The organism is Streptomyces sp. NPDC001832, assembly GCF_040297265.1.
Classification (GTDB): Bacteria; Actinomycetota; Actinomycetes; order Streptomycetales; family Streptomycetaceae; genus Streptomyces.
Genome location: NZ_JBEOYU010000057.1, coordinates 1 through 14,712 on the forward strand (window position 1 = coordinate 1; position 14,712 = coordinate 14,712).

The window sequence follows — 14,712 nt, forward strand, 5'->3', positions numbered from 1 at the left end:
ACTTGAACGCCCGCTTCACACAGCTCGTGGTCACGCTCACAAACTAGAGACGCTTCGATTTAAGGTCAAATCTGCGGGTCACAGCACGGCCTTTCGCCCCGGAGGCGAAACTCCGCTCCTCGCCCTGCTCCGCAGGAGTCCGTTTCCTCTCCGCCCTGAAGGGCGGAGTATCCACGGAGGAATCCGATGACCACCGCACATCACCTCCGCCTCATCGACGGGATGCGCACCCGGAAATTTCCCGCGGAGCGCATACGATCAGGCTCGGAAGTCAGCGGGCCCGGCTATCACACAGCGTCCTTGCACGCGGACATCGAGCACTGGGACGACGAGGTAGGGCGACTGGAGCACCGGACCCAGTGCCTCGCAGAGCATGACGCGCTGCTGACGCTGCTCACCGGCCGCTGGGGCGAGCCGCAGACGGTCAGCCTGTGGACAGCGCAGGAGCGGATGATGGCGGGTGAGGAGGTTCCGGAGGCGTGGGCCGAGACGGTTGCGGGCTGCGAGTACCTCCAGCTCTGGCAGATCGAGGACCGATGGGTTGCGATGGGGCTCTACCTGGCGGAAGAAGGCCCCGGTTGCGAGTTGAGCGTTGTGGTGACGGAGATTGATCCGCCGTGACATGAGCAGGCTGCTGCCCGCTGAGACGGAAGCGAGAGCCGTCCGCTGTGTCCGGCTCGGTATCCGCCTCGTGCGGACGGGCCCTGTCACCAACCCGACGCGACGGCCCCGCCGCCGCTCGCCGTGATGGGTCAGGGACCAGCCTGCTGCCACGGACACAACGACAGCGACGACCGGACGGCCATCGGCGTCGAGCCGCCGTACAGGCGCCGGGGGGTCAGGATCCTTCGGTGGTGCTGATGCCGTCGTACTCGACAGAGGTGCGGAAGCGTCCGTACTCCTCCGCCATGGTTTGAATCGTCCAATGTGCGTTGAGGCCGCTGGGGTTGGGCAGGGCCCAGACGCGGGCGCCGCCGATCGTGTGGTCCTGCGGACCGATCCGGGCGGTTCGTTTGCCGAAGGCGGTGCGGTACGCAGTGACCCCCACGACTGCCAGCCACATCGGTTGCAGCTGCTCGACCTTGGCTGCCAGGATCTGTCCGCCCTCGCGGAACTCCTCGGTGGACAGCTCGTCCGCCCGTGCGGTGGCCCGGGCGACCACATTGGTGATGCCCAGGCCGTAGCGCAGCAGTTCGGTCTGTTCTGCCGGCTTCAGCTGCCGAGGGGTGAAGCCGGACCGGTGGAGTACCGGCCAGAAGCGGTTGCCGGGGTGGGCGAAGTGGTGGCCCGTTGCCCCTGTCATCAGGCTCGGGTTGATCCCGCAGAACAGCACACGCAGGCCGCCCGCGACCACATCGGAAACGGTGCTGTCGCGGGCGGCCTGGGGCTCTTCGGGTGCCATCCGGCTGTGGTGGCGGTTGTCAGAGGATGGAGCCCGGCGTGTATCCGGCGGCCTCGGGGTGCTGCTTGGTGATCTCCTCGATGCGGGAGATCAGCGCGGTGACCTGGTCGCCCGCCGCTCCCGTGAAGGAGAGCTTGTCGGCCATCAGTGCGTCCAGCTGTACGCGGTCCAGCGGGATGCGCTCGTCGGCAGCCAGCTTGTCGAGCAGCTCGTTGCGCTCGGCGCCCTGCTCACGCATGGCCAGGGCCGAGGCGACCGCGTTCTCCTTGATCGCCTCGTGGGCGACCTCACGGCCGACACCGGCGCGCACCGCACCCATCAGGACCTTGGTCGTGGCGAGGAACGGCAGGTAGCGGTCCAGCTCACGAGCGACGACGGCCGGGAACGCCCCGAACTCGTCGAGCACCGTCAAGAAGGTCTCCAGCAGACCGTCGAATGCGAAGAACGCGTCGGGGAGCGCCACGCGGCGGACCACGGAGCAGGACACATCGCCCTCGTTCCACTGGTCGCCGGCCAGTTCGCCGGTCATCGACGCGTAGCCGCGCAGGATGACCATCAGGCCGTTGACGCGCTCGCAGGAGCGGGTGTTCATCTTGTGCGGCATCGCGGACGAGCCGACCTGACCCGGCTTGAAGCCCTCGGTCACCAGCTCGTGCCCGGCCATCAGACGGATCGTCTTCGCGACCGACGAGGGCGCGGCTGCCAGCTGCACCAGTGCCGTCACCACGTCGTAGTCGAGCGAGCGCGGGTAGACCTGGCCGACTGATGTGAAGGCCTGTGCGAAACCGAGGTGCCCGGCGATGCGCTGCTCCAGCTCGGCGAGCTTTCCGGCGTCGCCGCCCAGCAGGTCGAGCATGTCCTGGGCCGTGCCCACGGGGCCCTTGATGCCCCGCAGTGGGTAGCGGCCCAGTAGGTCCTCAAGCCGCCCGTAGGCAACCAGGAGTTCGTCTGCCGCGGTTGCGAAGCGCTTGCCGAGCGTGGTCGCCTGCGCGGCGACATTGTGGGAGCGGCCGGCCATGACCAGCTCGCGGTATTCGCCCGCCAGCTTGCCGAGCCGGGCCAGGACGGCCACCGTGCGGTCGCGCATCAGCTCCAGGGAGAGCCGGATCTGAAGCTGTTCGACGTTCTCGGTGAGGTCACGGGAGGTCATGCCCTTGTGGACCTGCTCGTGGCCGGCGAGGGCGTTGAACTCCTCGATCCGGGCCTTGACGTCGTGACGGGTGACCTTCTCGCGCTCGGCGATCGAGGCCAGGTCGACCTGGTCGACGACACGTTCGTAATCGGTGAGGGCGGCGTCCGGCACCTCGATCCCGAGGTCCTTCTGAGCGCGCAGCACCGCCAGCCACAGCTGGCGTTCCAGCTTCACCTTCTGCTCGGGGGACCAGAGGACGGCCAGCTCCGTGGAGGCGTAGCGGCCGGCCAGGACATTGGGGATGCGAGGCTTCGCAGACACAGCAGTCACGTGTCCAGATTCTACTGGCGGTTTGTGCAGGCCAGCGCCGCGGCCCGTTTTGTGGGTTGCTACGAGAGCGGGGTCGTATTCACCTGGAGCCACGTCGCCACCGGGCCGGGGTCGCGGGCATCCTCGGGAGTGACCCAGAACGCCCTCCCCAGTTCGGCGCTGTACTGGGCGCCCGTCCGCCCGTCCCCGGACGAGCGGCCGGTCAGACGTCGGCCGATCCACGGCATGAGGTGACGGCGGGCGAAGCGGAGGTCGTCGACGCGTCGTATCGCCCATTTCGGAGGTACGGCGGTCGGGAGCGGCGTCCGCCAGTCGTTCTCCGGCGGCAGCCCCAGCGTTTGCCAGACCGCCTCCGCCACCCTGCGGTGCCCGTCGGCCGTCAGATGCAGCCGGTCGACGTCCCACAGGCGAGGATCGCCCAGGGCCGGGGCTCCGTACAGATCGACGACCGATGCTCCGTGGCGGGTCGCCAACTCGTCGACCAGCGAGAACAGCTCCTCCATCCGCGGACGGAAGCGTTCCATCACCGGGCCGTTGCGACCGGGGCTGCGCATGAGCACAAGCTTCCTGCACGAGGGCGCGAGACGTTCCACGGCCTCTTCGAGTCGTCCGCGGACCATGCCCATGTCGCACTTGGGCCGCAGTGTGTCGTTGAGACCGCCGACGAGCGTGATGACATCGGCCTGCATGGCGGCTGCCGCATCAACCTGCTCGTCGACGATCTGGCCGATCAGTTTGCCCCGCACGGCGAGATTCGCGTAGCGGAATCCCGGGGTACGGGCCGCGAGCCGTCCGGCGAGGACATCGGCCCACCCCCGGTACGAGCCGTCGGGCAGCAGGTCCGACATGCCCTCGGTGAATGAGTCGCCGACCGCGACAAGACTGGTGTAGGGGGCATTCATTTCCATGGCCATGGGATCGTATCGCGGTGGGGTCCGATCTCTCCCAGAAGACGTCGGCCAGGTACCGAGCGTGGCAGTGCGCGGCCGACGGTCGCGTGCTCGGTCGGTTCAGAGCCAGCCGCAGGCCAGCGGCCCTCACCGATCAGCGAGCCTGCGGTCGGCCCACCAGTTCGCGCAGCACGTCCTCCATCGTGACCATTCCGGCCAGTCGATCGTCCTCGTCCAGAACCGCCGCCAGATGTGTGCGGCTGCGTCGCAGCGCGGTCAGCGCGTCGTCGAGCGGTGTGGCGGCGCGCACCCGGGCGATCGGCCGCATTGCCGTCATGGGGAACGGCACATCGCGTGGTGCGGCGTCCAGGGCGTCCTTCACGTGGAGGTAGCCCAGGATCCGCTTCTCGCTGTCCATCACCGGGAAACGCGAGAAACCGGTCTCGTACGAGAGCTGTTCCAGCTGTTCCGGCGTCGTCCCGATCCTCGCGTACACCACGCGCTCCACCGGCATCACCACATCCCGCACCGGGCGACGGCCCAGCTCAAGGGCGTGGTGCAGCCGCTCGGCCGCGCGGTCGTCGACCAGCCCGGCGTCCCCGGCGTCCTTCACCAGCCGGGCCAGTTCATCGTCGGAGAACGTGGCGGACACCTCGCCCTTGGTCTCGACCCGCAGGAGCTTCAGCAGCGTGTTGGCGAAGGCGTTGATGGCGAAGATCACCGGGCGCAGCGCCCTGGCAAGGGTCACCAGCGGCGGTCCGAGCAGCAGCGCTGCCGGTACGGGCTCGGCCAGGGCGACGTTCTTCGGCACCATTTCTCCGAGCAGCATGTGCAGATACGTCGCCACGGACAACGCGATCACGAAAGAGATCGGATGGATCAGTCCTTGCGGCACACCCACCGTGTTGAAGACGGGCTCCAGCAGATGCGCGATCGCCGGTTCGGCGACGATACCGAGGACCAGCGTGCAGAGGGTGATGCCCAGCTGCGCCGCCGCGAGCAGCGCGGATACGTGTTCGAGTCCCCAGATGACGCTTCGCGCCCGCCGGTTGCCGTTCTCGGCCGCCGGCTCTATCTGGCTGCGGCGTACGGAGATCAGCGCGAACTCCGCGGCAACGAAGAAAGCGTTGACCACCAGGGTCATCAGTCCGATGAAGAGCTGTACGGCGGTCATCGTGCGTCCTGCGTCTGTTCGTCGTTGCCGGGCAGCGGCGCATGCAACAGGGCCCGTGCGGCACGGCGCCCGGCGGCGTCCACCACATCGACCCGCCAGCCGGCCAGCTCGATCGAATCACCGACGGCGGGGATGCGGCCGACTTCGGTGGCGACAAGCCCGGCGAGTGTCTCGTACGGCCCGTCGGGCACCCGCAGTCCGATCCTCTTCAGCTGGTCGAGGCGGGCGGCGCCGTCGGCCGACCACAGGGTCCGTCCGTCGGCGTCCTCGCCCGCCGGTGCCAGCTCCGGCGTCTCGTGCGGGTCGTGCTCGTCGCGCACTTCGCCGACCACCTCCTCGACGATGTCCTCCAGAGTCACGACGCCGGCCGTCCCGCCGTACTCGTCGATGACGACGGCCATGGCGAGCTTGCCGGACAGCCGGTCCAGGAGCCGGTCCACGGTGAGGGTCTCCGGCACGAGCAGCGGGTCGCGCAGCATCTCCGAGACGCGTGTACGGGGCCGCTGCTCGGCCGGGATGGCCAGCACGTCCTTGATGTGTGCCACGCCGACGACGGTGTCCAGGCTGCCCTGGTAGACGGGGAAGCGGGACAGCCCGGTCGCCCGGGTGGCGTTCGCGACGTCCTCGGCAGTCGCCTGTACCTCGAGCGCGGTGACCTGCACCCGCGGGGTCATGACGTTCTCGGCCGTGAGCTCCGCCAGGTTGAGGGTGCGGACGAACAGTTCCGCGGTGTCCGCCTCCAGCGCGCCCGCCTTCGCCGAGTGCCGGGCCAGCGCCACCAGCTCCTGCGGGCTGCGGGCGGAGGCCAGTTCCTCGGCCGGTTCCAGGCCGAAGCGGCGCACGATCCGGTTCGCGGTGTTGTTGAGGTGGCTGATGAACGGCCGGAAGACGGCGGTGAAGGCCCGCTGCGGGGGCGCCACGGCCTTCGCTACGGCGAGCGGGGAGGAGATCGCCCAGTTCTTCGGGACGAGTTCGCCGACGACCATCAGGAATGCGGTGGACAGCGCGGTTCCCAGGACGAGGGCCAGCGGGGACGCCACGCTGGGGGGCAGGCCCACGGCCTCCACCGGACCACGGATCAGCTTCGCGATGGACGGTTCGGAGAGCATGCCGACCACCAGGTTGGTGACGGTGATGCCGAGCTGTGCGCCGGAGAGCTGGAAGGTGAGGCTGCGTACGGCCTTCATGGCGCTCGCCGCGCCGCGCTCACCCTGCTCGACAGCCCGTTCGAGCTGACCGCGCTCGACGGTCGTCAGAGAGAATTCAGCCGCGACGAAGCCGCCGCAGGCGAGCGAGAGCAATACCGCCACGAGCAGCAAAAGCACTTCGGTCATCGGTTCACCTCCGTCCCATGATCGGGCAGGGGCAGGAGAATCGCTCGATGTCCGCGGTTTCTACTGGGAGGCTCGCCCATGGGCGGACGCTCACACCTTTCGGAAGGATCGGTCAGGAGACCACCCATCGTAAAGGATCAGCAAAGTCGTCCGCCCTTTCGGGTGATCGCGTCAGCCTGCGAGTGGCTCTACCCGACGCCGCCAGTGATCCTCGCGGTGGTAGCCACCTGCAGCCCACGTGTGATGTGCCCGTTCGTCAGAGTTCCGCGTCAAGGATGTTCAAGAACGCTGTGCCGTCCAGGCTCCCGTCGGGTCGGGGCAGCGACAGTTCTGCCCAGATGACCTTTCCCTGGGGGGTATAGCGGGTGCCCCAGCGTTCGGCCAGTTGCGCGACGAGGAACAGGCCGCGGCCTCCTTCATCCATCGCGGCGGCATACCGCAGATGGGGCGAGGTGCTGCTGCTGTCGGCCACCTCGCAGGTCAGGGTGCGGTCGTGCAGCAGACGTATCGTGACCGGTGGGGAACCGTGACGGATGGCGTTGGTGATCAGCTCACTGAGCACCAGCTCCATGGCGAACCCAAGCTCGGACAGACCCCAGTCGTCGAGCTTCTCTGTCACGGTGGCGCGCATCCCCGCCACAGCGGCGGGATCGAACGGCACGTCCCAGTCGGCGACGTGGTCGGGAGGGATCGCCCGTGTGCGGGCGATGAGCAGCGCCACATCGTCCTTCGGCCGATCGGGCAGGAGCTCGTCGAGCACTGCCTGGCAGCTCTGCTCCGGCGACCGGTCGGGATGGGACGCCAGCGCCTGACGCAGCAGCTCCATCCCCACGTCGATGTCCCGGGTGCGGTCCTCGATGAGCCCGTCGGTATAGAGGACGAGTTGCGTGCCCTCTGCCAGCTCCAGTTCCGCGGTCTCGAACGGCATGCCGCCCAGGCCCAGTGGCGGCCCGGCCGGCAGATCGGCGAACGACACACTGCCGTCGGGCTGGACCAGGGCGGGCATGGGATGCCCGGCCCGCACCATGGCGCAGTGCCGGGAGACGGGATCGTAGATCGCGTACAGGCAGGTGGCGCCCGTGACCAGCGCACCGGCGGCCGTCTCCACCTCCTCCTGGTCGATGCGCCCGACCAGGTCGTCGAGGTGGCCGAGGATCTCGTCGGGCGGCAGATCGAGTGTGGAGAAGTTGTGCACGGCCGTCCGCAACCGTCCCATTGTGGCGGCTGCGTGCAGGCCGTGGCCTACGACATCCCCGACGACCAGCGCCACCCGACTGCCAGGGAGCGGAATCACATCGAACCAGTCGCCGCTCACCCCGGAGAGCGCGGGCAGGTATCGATGGGCGACCTCGAGGGCGCTCTGCTCGGGCAGGGCCCGCGGGAGCAGGCTGCGCTGCAGAGTCACGGCCATGGCGTGCTCGCGGGTGTAGCGGCGGGCGTTGTCGATGCTGACCGCCGCCCGGGTGACCAGTTCTTCGGCCAGGGACAGGTCGTCCTCCTCGAACGGCTGGGGCTTCTCCGAGCGCCAGAAGTTGGCCATGCCCAGGATGACACCCCGGGCCTGGAGGGGCACCGTGATGAGCGAATGGATGCCGTACTGGACGATCCTGTGTGCCCGCTCCGGATCCTGGGCAAGCCAGCCCGGTGCGGCGGACAGGTCGGGCACCAGCTCCGCCCGGCCGCTGCTGAAGGCCTGTGCCTGCGGAGTCGAGGGGAGGAAGTCGATCAGGCGGCCGCGTTCATAGAGGGGATGGTCGTCCCGGATGCCCTGGATGGCGGTGCGGCGCATGTCCGCGCCCGTACTGGTCGGCTCGTCCCCGTGCAGGACCGGGTCGGCCAGATCGACTGTGGCGAAGTCGGCCAGCCGGGGGACCGCGACCTTCGCCAGTTCGTCGGCCGTACTCACGACGTCCAGGGTGGTACCGATGCCGAGCCCGGCGTCGTACAGCAGTCTCAGCCGCTGGCGGGCGACCTCCGCCTTTCCGGACAGCGCTCGCAGCTCTGTGGAGTCACGCAAGGTCGCGACCGTCCCCTTTGGGCCACCGTGACGATCCGTGGGCCGCTGGTTCACCGCGAGCAACCTGTCTCCCGCAAGGTGCACCTCGTCCGTAGCCGCGCGGCCCGAGGTCAGCAGCTCCACCGTGCCGGGATCAAGGCCGGACAGGTCCGAGATGTGCTGCCCCTCGGCGTCGTGCGGCAGATCCAGAAGCCGTCTGGCCTCGTCGTTCGCCAGTAGCAGCCGACCGTCGTTGCCGACGATGAGCACGCCTTCGCGTACGGCGTGCAGTACTGCGTCGTGATGCTCGTACATGCGAGTCATCTCGGCGGGACCCAAGCGGTGGGTCTGCCGCTGCAGCCGCCTGGTCACCAGCGCCGTCCCGGCCGTGGCCATGGCGAGCGCTGCCGCTCCAGCGCCGAGGATGATCGGAATCTGCCGGGACACCACGCTGGTCACGTTATTGACCCTCATGCCCGCAGACACCAGGCCCACGACCTTGTGCTGGTGATCGAAGACGGGGACGGTCGCCTGCTCCTCCCGGCCGAGCGGGCCGTTGACGGTCTCGGTGTACACCTGGCCGGCCAGCGATGGCCCGATGACGCCGACGAACTTCTTCCCGATCTGCTTCGGCTGGGGATGCGTGTAGCGGATCCCCTTCGTATTCATCACCACGATGAAGTCGACGCCGCTCGCTTTCCGCGTCGCCTCGGTGAGGGGCTGGAGCACCTTGGAGGGATCGGGTGCCTTCAGTGCGGTCAGGGTGCCCGGTGAGTGCGCGAACGTCTCTGCGACGGCAATCGAACGGTTTCTCGCCTCCGCGTTGCTGGCGTGCCGGGACTGCAGCAAGAGCGCCAGCACCGCGGCAGCCACGAGCAGCACCACCACAGCCACCTGCAGGGCGAAGACCTGCCCGGCGAGGCTCCGAGGGTGTTTGTCCGTGAGTGACCGAACCGGTGCGTTCCGGAATCGGCCGAAACGTTTACCCACATTGCCCTTTCTAACACCGCAAGGTCGACGGCGCGTCAGGCGAGGCTGGTCAGGGGACCTCTTCGGGCGGGAGCACGTGGCTGTCGAAAGCGACTTCCGAGGGGCCACTGCATGCTGGAGATCTTCGGCAGCCCCGTCTGGTGAAGGAGGGCAAGTCGGACGTCCGGGGCATCGCCGACGAACTACGCCAGTGGAGTCTGTGACACCGCCGGTACACGGTGGCGGACCAATACGTCAGTCGACCACGGTCGGCCGGCGCGCCACACCCAGCACACATGCGGACGTGGGCAGCCGGATTCCCCAGTCGGGCATTCTGACCCTGCGGTAGGTCTCCACCATGAAACCGGCCCTTTCGATGGCGGCCAGGGTGTCGCGTGCCGTGTGGCACCCGCCCGTCACCAGCGGCCAGACCGTACGGTCCAGCGCCCGCTGGGTCGCTGCCATGGCCCGGTCATCGGCCCGCACATGCTCGAAGAAGCGCAGCTCGCCGCCGGGCCGCAGCACCCTTGCGATTTCCGCGAGCGAACGTTCCACATTCCGTACGGTGCACAGCACCAGCGATGTGACGGCCCCGTCGAACGCCTCGCTCTTCACCGGCAGGGCTTCCGCCGTGCCCGGCACCACATCCACCGGAATTCTGGTACGCAGCGCCGACCGGACCGCCAACTGCCGCAGGCTGCACTCGGGTTCGATGGCCACCACCTCCGACACCGCGGGCGGGTAGTGCGCGAAGTTCAGGCCGTTGCCCGCACCTATCTCGATGACCCGGCCGGACATACCGGCCAGCAGCTCCGAGCGCACTGCGGCCAGCCCCGCCCCGGTCTCCGCGGCCACGCTCATCCGGGCGTAGAACCGGGCGAAGACGGGGTGGTGCACCGTGTCCTCCGGGATCTTCGTGCTGCGCAGACGCATGACGGACCTCCTCGACACGACGCTCGACCGGAAAGGTACGGCTACTTCGATTCTCCCCCGTCACGCGCGACTCAGAGGCTCAATCGGCCGGCCGATTCCCACCCAGTTGCGCAGCCAGCCAACTCCCGGCCCGTGCACGGAAGTCGGCCGGCGCCAGCGTTCCCGCACCGGCCGGCACCGCACCCAGCAGCGGGGCGCCAGCAGCCACCGGAAGGTCCTCCAGATTGCAGCGCGCCGCGAGGTCCGGCTCGGCGGGCATGCTGCCCACCACCACACCGAGGCACTCCAGCCCCCGGGCACGCAAGGCCTCCGAGGTCAGCGCGGTGGCATTGAGCGTGCCCAGTCCGGCCGGGGCCACGACCAGGACCGGTACGCCCAGCAGTCGTGCCGCGTCTGCCAGGGTCGCGCCGTCGTCGTCGAACCGTACGAGCAGTCCGCCCGCACCCTCGACCAGCACCAGATCGTGTCCGGTCGCCAGCTTCTCGGCCGCCTCGGCGATCTCGTACGGCCGTACCGGCGGGAGACCGGCCCGGCGGGCGGCCGTGGCAGGTGCCAACGGCTCAGGGAACCGGGCCAGTTCGACCGCGGTCACATGGCCCCCCGCCAACCGCGCGACCTCGGCGGCATCGCCGGGCTCGCCGGGAGCCAGCCCCGTCTGAGCGGGCTTGAGCACCGCGACGCTGCGATCCCGGCACGCCGCCGCCACAGCCGCGGTCACGACCGTCTTGCCGATCTCCGTGCCCGTACCCGTCACCACCAGAACCGTCATCTCAGCCCTCCCGCGCAGCCGCGCACACGGCGCGGCAGATCCGCGCCACATCCTCGTCACCGGTCACATACGGCGGCATCGTGTAGACGAGATCGCGGAACGGACGCAGCCACACACCCTCCCGTACCGCCGCCTGGGTCGCGGGCTCCATGTCCACCTCGTGATCGAGCTGTACGACACCGATCGCGCCCAGCACCCGCACATCCCGAACCCCGGGCAGCTCCGCAGCCGGGGCGAGACCGTCCCGCAGCCCGCCGCCGATCCGCTCGACCTCCTTCTCCCAGTTCTGGCCGAGCAGCAGGTCGATGGAGGCGCATGCCACAGCGCAGGCGAGCGGATTGCCCATGAACGTAGGCCCGTGCGCCAGCACCGGCACCTCGCCGCGCGAGATGCCCTCCGCCACTCGCGAGGTGCACAGCGTCGCCGCCATCGTCAGATACCCGCCGGTCAGCGCCTTGCCCACGCACATGACGTCGGGCGAGATCCCCGAATGCTCCGCGGCGAACAGCTTCCCTGTACGGCCGAAACCCGTGGCGATCTCGTCGAACACCAGCAGCACGTCATGCGCATCGCATGCCTCGCGCAGCACCCGCAGATAGGCGGAGGAGTGGAACCGCATCCCGCCCGCGCCCTGCACCACCGGTTCCACGATCACCGCGGCCAGCCGGTCGGCGTGCTCCGCGATCAGTCCCCACAGGTGTTGTACGTACGCGGCATCCGGCTCCGCGTCGAAGCCGGCCGGCGGCTCGTCCGCGAAGATCTGCCGGGGCAGCACGCCCGACCACAACTCATGCATGCCACCCTCGGGGTCGCACACCGACATCGGGTGCCAGGTGTCCCCGTGATAGCCGCCGCGCCAGGTCAGCAGCCGCTGCTTGGCCGGCCGCCCGGCCGAGCGCCAGTACTGCAGACACATCTTCACCGCGACCTCGACCGACACCGACCCGGAGTCGGCGAGGAAGACATGCTGCAGCGGCTCCGGGGTGATCTCGACCAGCCGGGTTGCCAGCTGCACGGCGGGCTCATGGGTGAGCCCGCCGAACATCACATGACTCATCCGGTCCAGCTGACCGCGTGCCGCCTCATTGAGCACCGGGTGGTTGTAGCCGTGCACCGCCGACCACCAGGACGACATGCCGTCGACCAACTCGTGCTGTCCGTGGGCCGGTTCGGCCAGCCGGAGCCGTACTCCGGACGCGGACTCCACGAGCAGCGGCTCCTGACGCCCCGGCATCGGGCCGTACGGATGCCAGACGTGGGCCCGGTCCAGGAACCGCAGCTCGGCCGGGGAAAGGGCCTCAGGCATTGGGGGCGAGATCCGTACCTGCGCCGCGACGGCGGACCGCCACCAGATCCTGGCGGGCAGCCGGGATCTCGCTGGGCCCGGCAGCGGCTTCCGCGGGCGCGTCGCCACAGGGTGCGCACCCGCCGTCGTGCGAACCGCAGCCGCCACCTTCCCGCGCACGGTGCGCAGGCAGCGTCGTCGTCCCCGCTCCCTCCACCTCGAAACCGGCGTCCGCGATCATGTCCAGATCCGCCTGCCCCGCCTGTCCCTCACTGGTCAGGTAGTCGCCCAGGAAGATCGAGTTGACCAGGTGCAGGGCCAGCGGCTGCATCGAGCGCAGATGCACCTCACGCCCGCCCGCGAGCCGCACCTCCACATCCGGGCAGACGAATCGGACCATCGCCAGAATGCGCAGACACCGCTGCGGGGTGAGGTTCCACTCCTTGGCCAGCGGGGTGCCCTCGAACGGAATCAGGAAGTTCACCGGCACCGAGTCCGGGTCCAGCTCGCGCAGCGAGAAGACGACATCGACCAGATCGGCGTCGCTCTCACCCATCCCGGCGATCAGCCCGGAGCACGCCGAGAGCCCGGCGGCCTGAGCCTGCTGCACGGTCTCCACCCGGTCCGCATAGGTGTGGGTGGTGGTGATGTCCCCATACGTCTCCTCGGACGTGTTGAGGTTGTGGTTGTACGCGTCGGCGCCCGCCGACCGCAGCCGGTCGGCCTGTCCGTCGGAGAGCAGACCGAGGCAGGCGCACACTTCGATGCCCTCGTGCCGCTCCTTGATCGCCTCGATGGTCTCCGACACCCGGTCGACATCCCTGTCCGTCGGACCGCGACCGCTCGCCACCAGACACACCCGCTTGGCGCCGCCCGCCACCCCGGCGGCGGCGGCCTTCGACGCCTCGTCCGGTTTCAGCCAGGTGTACTTGAGGATCTCGGCTTTCGACCCGAGCCGCTGCGAGCAGTACGAGCAGTCCTCGGGGCAGAGCCCGGACTTCAGATTGACCAGATAGTTGAGCTTCACGCGCCGCCCGAACCACTGACGGCGCACCCTTCCGGCCGCGGCCACCACTTCGAGCAGATCGTCGTCCGAGGTCGCCAGTACGGCGAGTGCTTCTTCGCGGGTCGGCAGCTCGCGCCGCAGCCCCTTGTCCACCAGCGTGTTCAGGAGGTCCATGACGTTGATCCTCGCCTAAGGCGTGGCCCGCAGCCAAGGAGGAACCGGACAACAGAGCTCGTCGAAGGGTGTGTGTATTGCCACACCATGACCTGCTGCGCCCCCGGCTAGTCTCTGTAAGCTGCCTACAAAAGGGACCGCTCATGTCCTTCGCTCCGTTCGACTGGATCGATGACGAGGCGCGCCGCCGCGCGGACGCCGGACTCGTCCGCACGCTCCGCCCCCGGCCCGCCGAACCAGAACTTCTGGACCTTGCGAGCAACGACTATCTGGGCCTGGCCCGGCACCCCGAGATCACCGCTGCCGCGGCCGAGGCCGCGCACCGGTGGGGCGCGGGGGCGACCGGTTCACGCCTCGTCACCGGCTCCACCGCACTGCACGCCGAACTCGAACGCGAACTGGCTGACTTCTGCGGTTTCGAGGCGGCCCTGGTGCTGTCATCGGGCTACGCGGCAAATCTCGCCGCCCTCACCGCGCTCACCGGTCGCGGCTCGCTGATCGTCTCCGACGCCGGCAACCACGCCTCGATCGTGGACGGTTGCCGACTTTCCCGGGCCGAGACCGCCGTCGTGCCGCATGCCGAACCCGATGCCGTACGCAAGGCCCTGCAGAAACACGAGGGACGCGCGCTGGCGGTCACGGACTCGGTCTTCTCGGTCGACGGCGATGCCGCGCCGCTGCCCGAACTGGCCGACGCCTGCCGGATGGAGGGCGCCGCACTGCTCGTCGACGACGCGCACGGCCTCGGTGTGCTGGGCGCAGGTGGCCGGGGTGCGCTCGCCGCCGCCGGTCTCGCGGGCGGCGAGGGAATCGTCACCACGCTCACCCTCTCCAAGTCCCTGGGCAGTCAGGGCGGAGCGGTCCTCGGACCGGCCCGGGCCATCGAACATCTGGTCAACGCGGCCCGTCCGTTCATCTTCGACACAGGCCTCGCACCGGCCGCGGCGGGCGCCGCTCTGGGGAGCCTGCGGCTGCTCCGCCGTGAGCCGGAACGCGCCGGCAGAGTCCGTGCGGCCGCCACCGATCTGTACGAGCAGCTGACCGAGGCCGGTCTGACCGCCGTTCGCCCCGACGCTGCCGTGGTCTCGGTGCGGGCACCCTCGGCGGACGCGGCAGTGCGCTGGGCGGCCGACTGCCGAACCGCGGGAATCGCGGTGGGATGCTTCCGGCCGCCATCGGTGCCGGACGGTGTCTCCCGGCTGCGACTGACCGCGCGAGCCGATCTGACCCAGGCCCAGATCGCCACCGCCGTGGCGATCGTGCGACGCACCGCTCCCGTCAGCTGACCGGATCCCGGTGCAGGCCCGGGACGAAAGAT

Annotated in this window: 12 protein-coding genes; 2 read left to right on the forward strand and 10 right to left on the reverse strand. The window is 69.2% G+C overall.

Translation table 11 applies throughout. From position 1 onward, the window contains the following. Positions 1–186: 186 nt before the first annotated feature. Positions 187–621: a hypothetical protein gene (locus ABT115_RS28240; protein ID WP_351795519.1), complete on the forward strand. Its 435-nt coding sequence runs from the start codon at positions 187–189 to the stop codon at positions 619–621. A 217-nt stretch (positions 622–838) separates the two neighbouring features. On the opposite strand, the gene mug is transcribed toward ABT115_RS28240, so the two are convergent. The 10 genes from mug to bioB form a co-directional block, all read right to left on the reverse strand. Next, the gene (gene mug / locus ABT115_RS28245; RefSeq protein WP_351795522.1) at positions 839–1,402 is read right to left on the reverse strand and encodes a G/U mismatch-specific DNA glycosylase; all 564 of its coding nucleotides are present in this window, start codon (positions 1,400–1,402) and stop codon (positions 839–841) included. Positions 1,403–1,421: 19 nt separating this feature from the next. Beyond that, positions 1,422–2,864 carry an adenylosuccinate lyase gene (gene purB, locus ABT115_RS28250; RefSeq protein WP_351795525.1) on the reverse strand — a complete coding sequence of 481 codons (1,443 nt, stop codon included), beginning with the start codon at positions 2,862–2,864 and terminating at the stop codon, positions 1,422–1,424. Positions 2,865–2,923: 59 nt separating this feature from the next. Then, positions 2,924–3,772, reverse strand: coding sequence for an SGNH/GDSL hydrolase family protein (locus ABT115_RS28255; RefSeq protein WP_351795527.1), 849 nt, complete (start codon positions 3,770–3,772; stop codon positions 2,924–2,926). A gap of 136 nt (positions 3,773–3,908) precedes the next feature. Further along, complete coding sequence (locus tag ABT115_RS28260; RefSeq protein ID WP_351795530.1) at positions 3,909–4,928, reverse strand: hemolysin family protein; 1,020 nt, start codon at positions 4,926–4,928, stop codon at positions 3,909–3,911. After that, a complete protein-coding gene (locus ABT115_RS28265) occupies positions 4,925–6,262 on the reverse strand; it encodes a hemolysin family protein (RefSeq protein ID WP_351795532.1) in 1,338 nt (445 codons plus the stop codon). The genes ABT115_RS28260 and ABT115_RS28265 overlap by 4 nt, the downstream gene beginning before the upstream one ends. A gap of 256 nt (positions 6,263–6,518) precedes the next feature. Beyond that, positions 6,519–9,248 carry a SpoIIE family protein phosphatase gene (locus ABT115_RS28275; protein ID WP_351795534.1) on the reverse strand — a complete coding sequence of 910 codons (2,730 nt, stop codon included), beginning with the start codon at positions 9,246–9,248 and terminating at the stop codon, positions 6,519–6,521. 234 nt (positions 9,249–9,482) lie between these two features. Beyond that, the gene (locus ABT115_RS28280; RefSeq protein WP_351795537.1) at positions 9,483–10,160 is read right to left on the reverse strand and encodes a class I SAM-dependent methyltransferase; all 678 of its coding nucleotides are present in this window, start codon (positions 10,158–10,160) and stop codon (positions 9,483–9,485) included. Between the two features lie 79 nt (positions 10,161–10,239). Beyond that, on the reverse strand, positions 10,240–10,929 hold the full coding sequence (gene bioD / locus ABT115_RS28285; protein ID WP_351795540.1) for a dethiobiotin synthase: 690 nt from the start codon (positions 10,927–10,929) through the stop codon (positions 10,240–10,242). Position 10,930: 1 nt separating this feature from the next. Then, positions 10,931–12,235 carry an adenosylmethionine--8-amino-7-oxononanoate transaminase gene (locus ABT115_RS28290; RefSeq protein ID WP_351795542.1) on the reverse strand — a complete coding sequence of 435 codons (1,305 nt, stop codon included), beginning with the start codon at positions 12,233–12,235 and terminating at the stop codon, positions 10,931–10,933. Then, entirely contained in the window at positions 12,228–13,394 is a 1,167-nt protein-coding gene (gene bioB, locus ABT115_RS28295) for a biotin synthase BioB (RefSeq protein WP_351795545.1), read from the reverse strand. Before bioB ends, ABT115_RS28290 begins: the two co-directional genes overlap by 8 nt. A gap of 143 nt (positions 13,395–13,537) precedes the next feature. Between bioB and ABT115_RS28300 the strand changes: the two genes are divergently transcribed. Beyond that, a complete protein-coding gene (locus ABT115_RS28300; RefSeq protein WP_351795548.1) occupies positions 13,538–14,680 on the forward strand; it encodes an 8-amino-7-oxononanoate synthase in 1,143 nt (380 codons plus the stop codon). Positions 14,681–14,712: the final 32 nt, after the last annotated feature.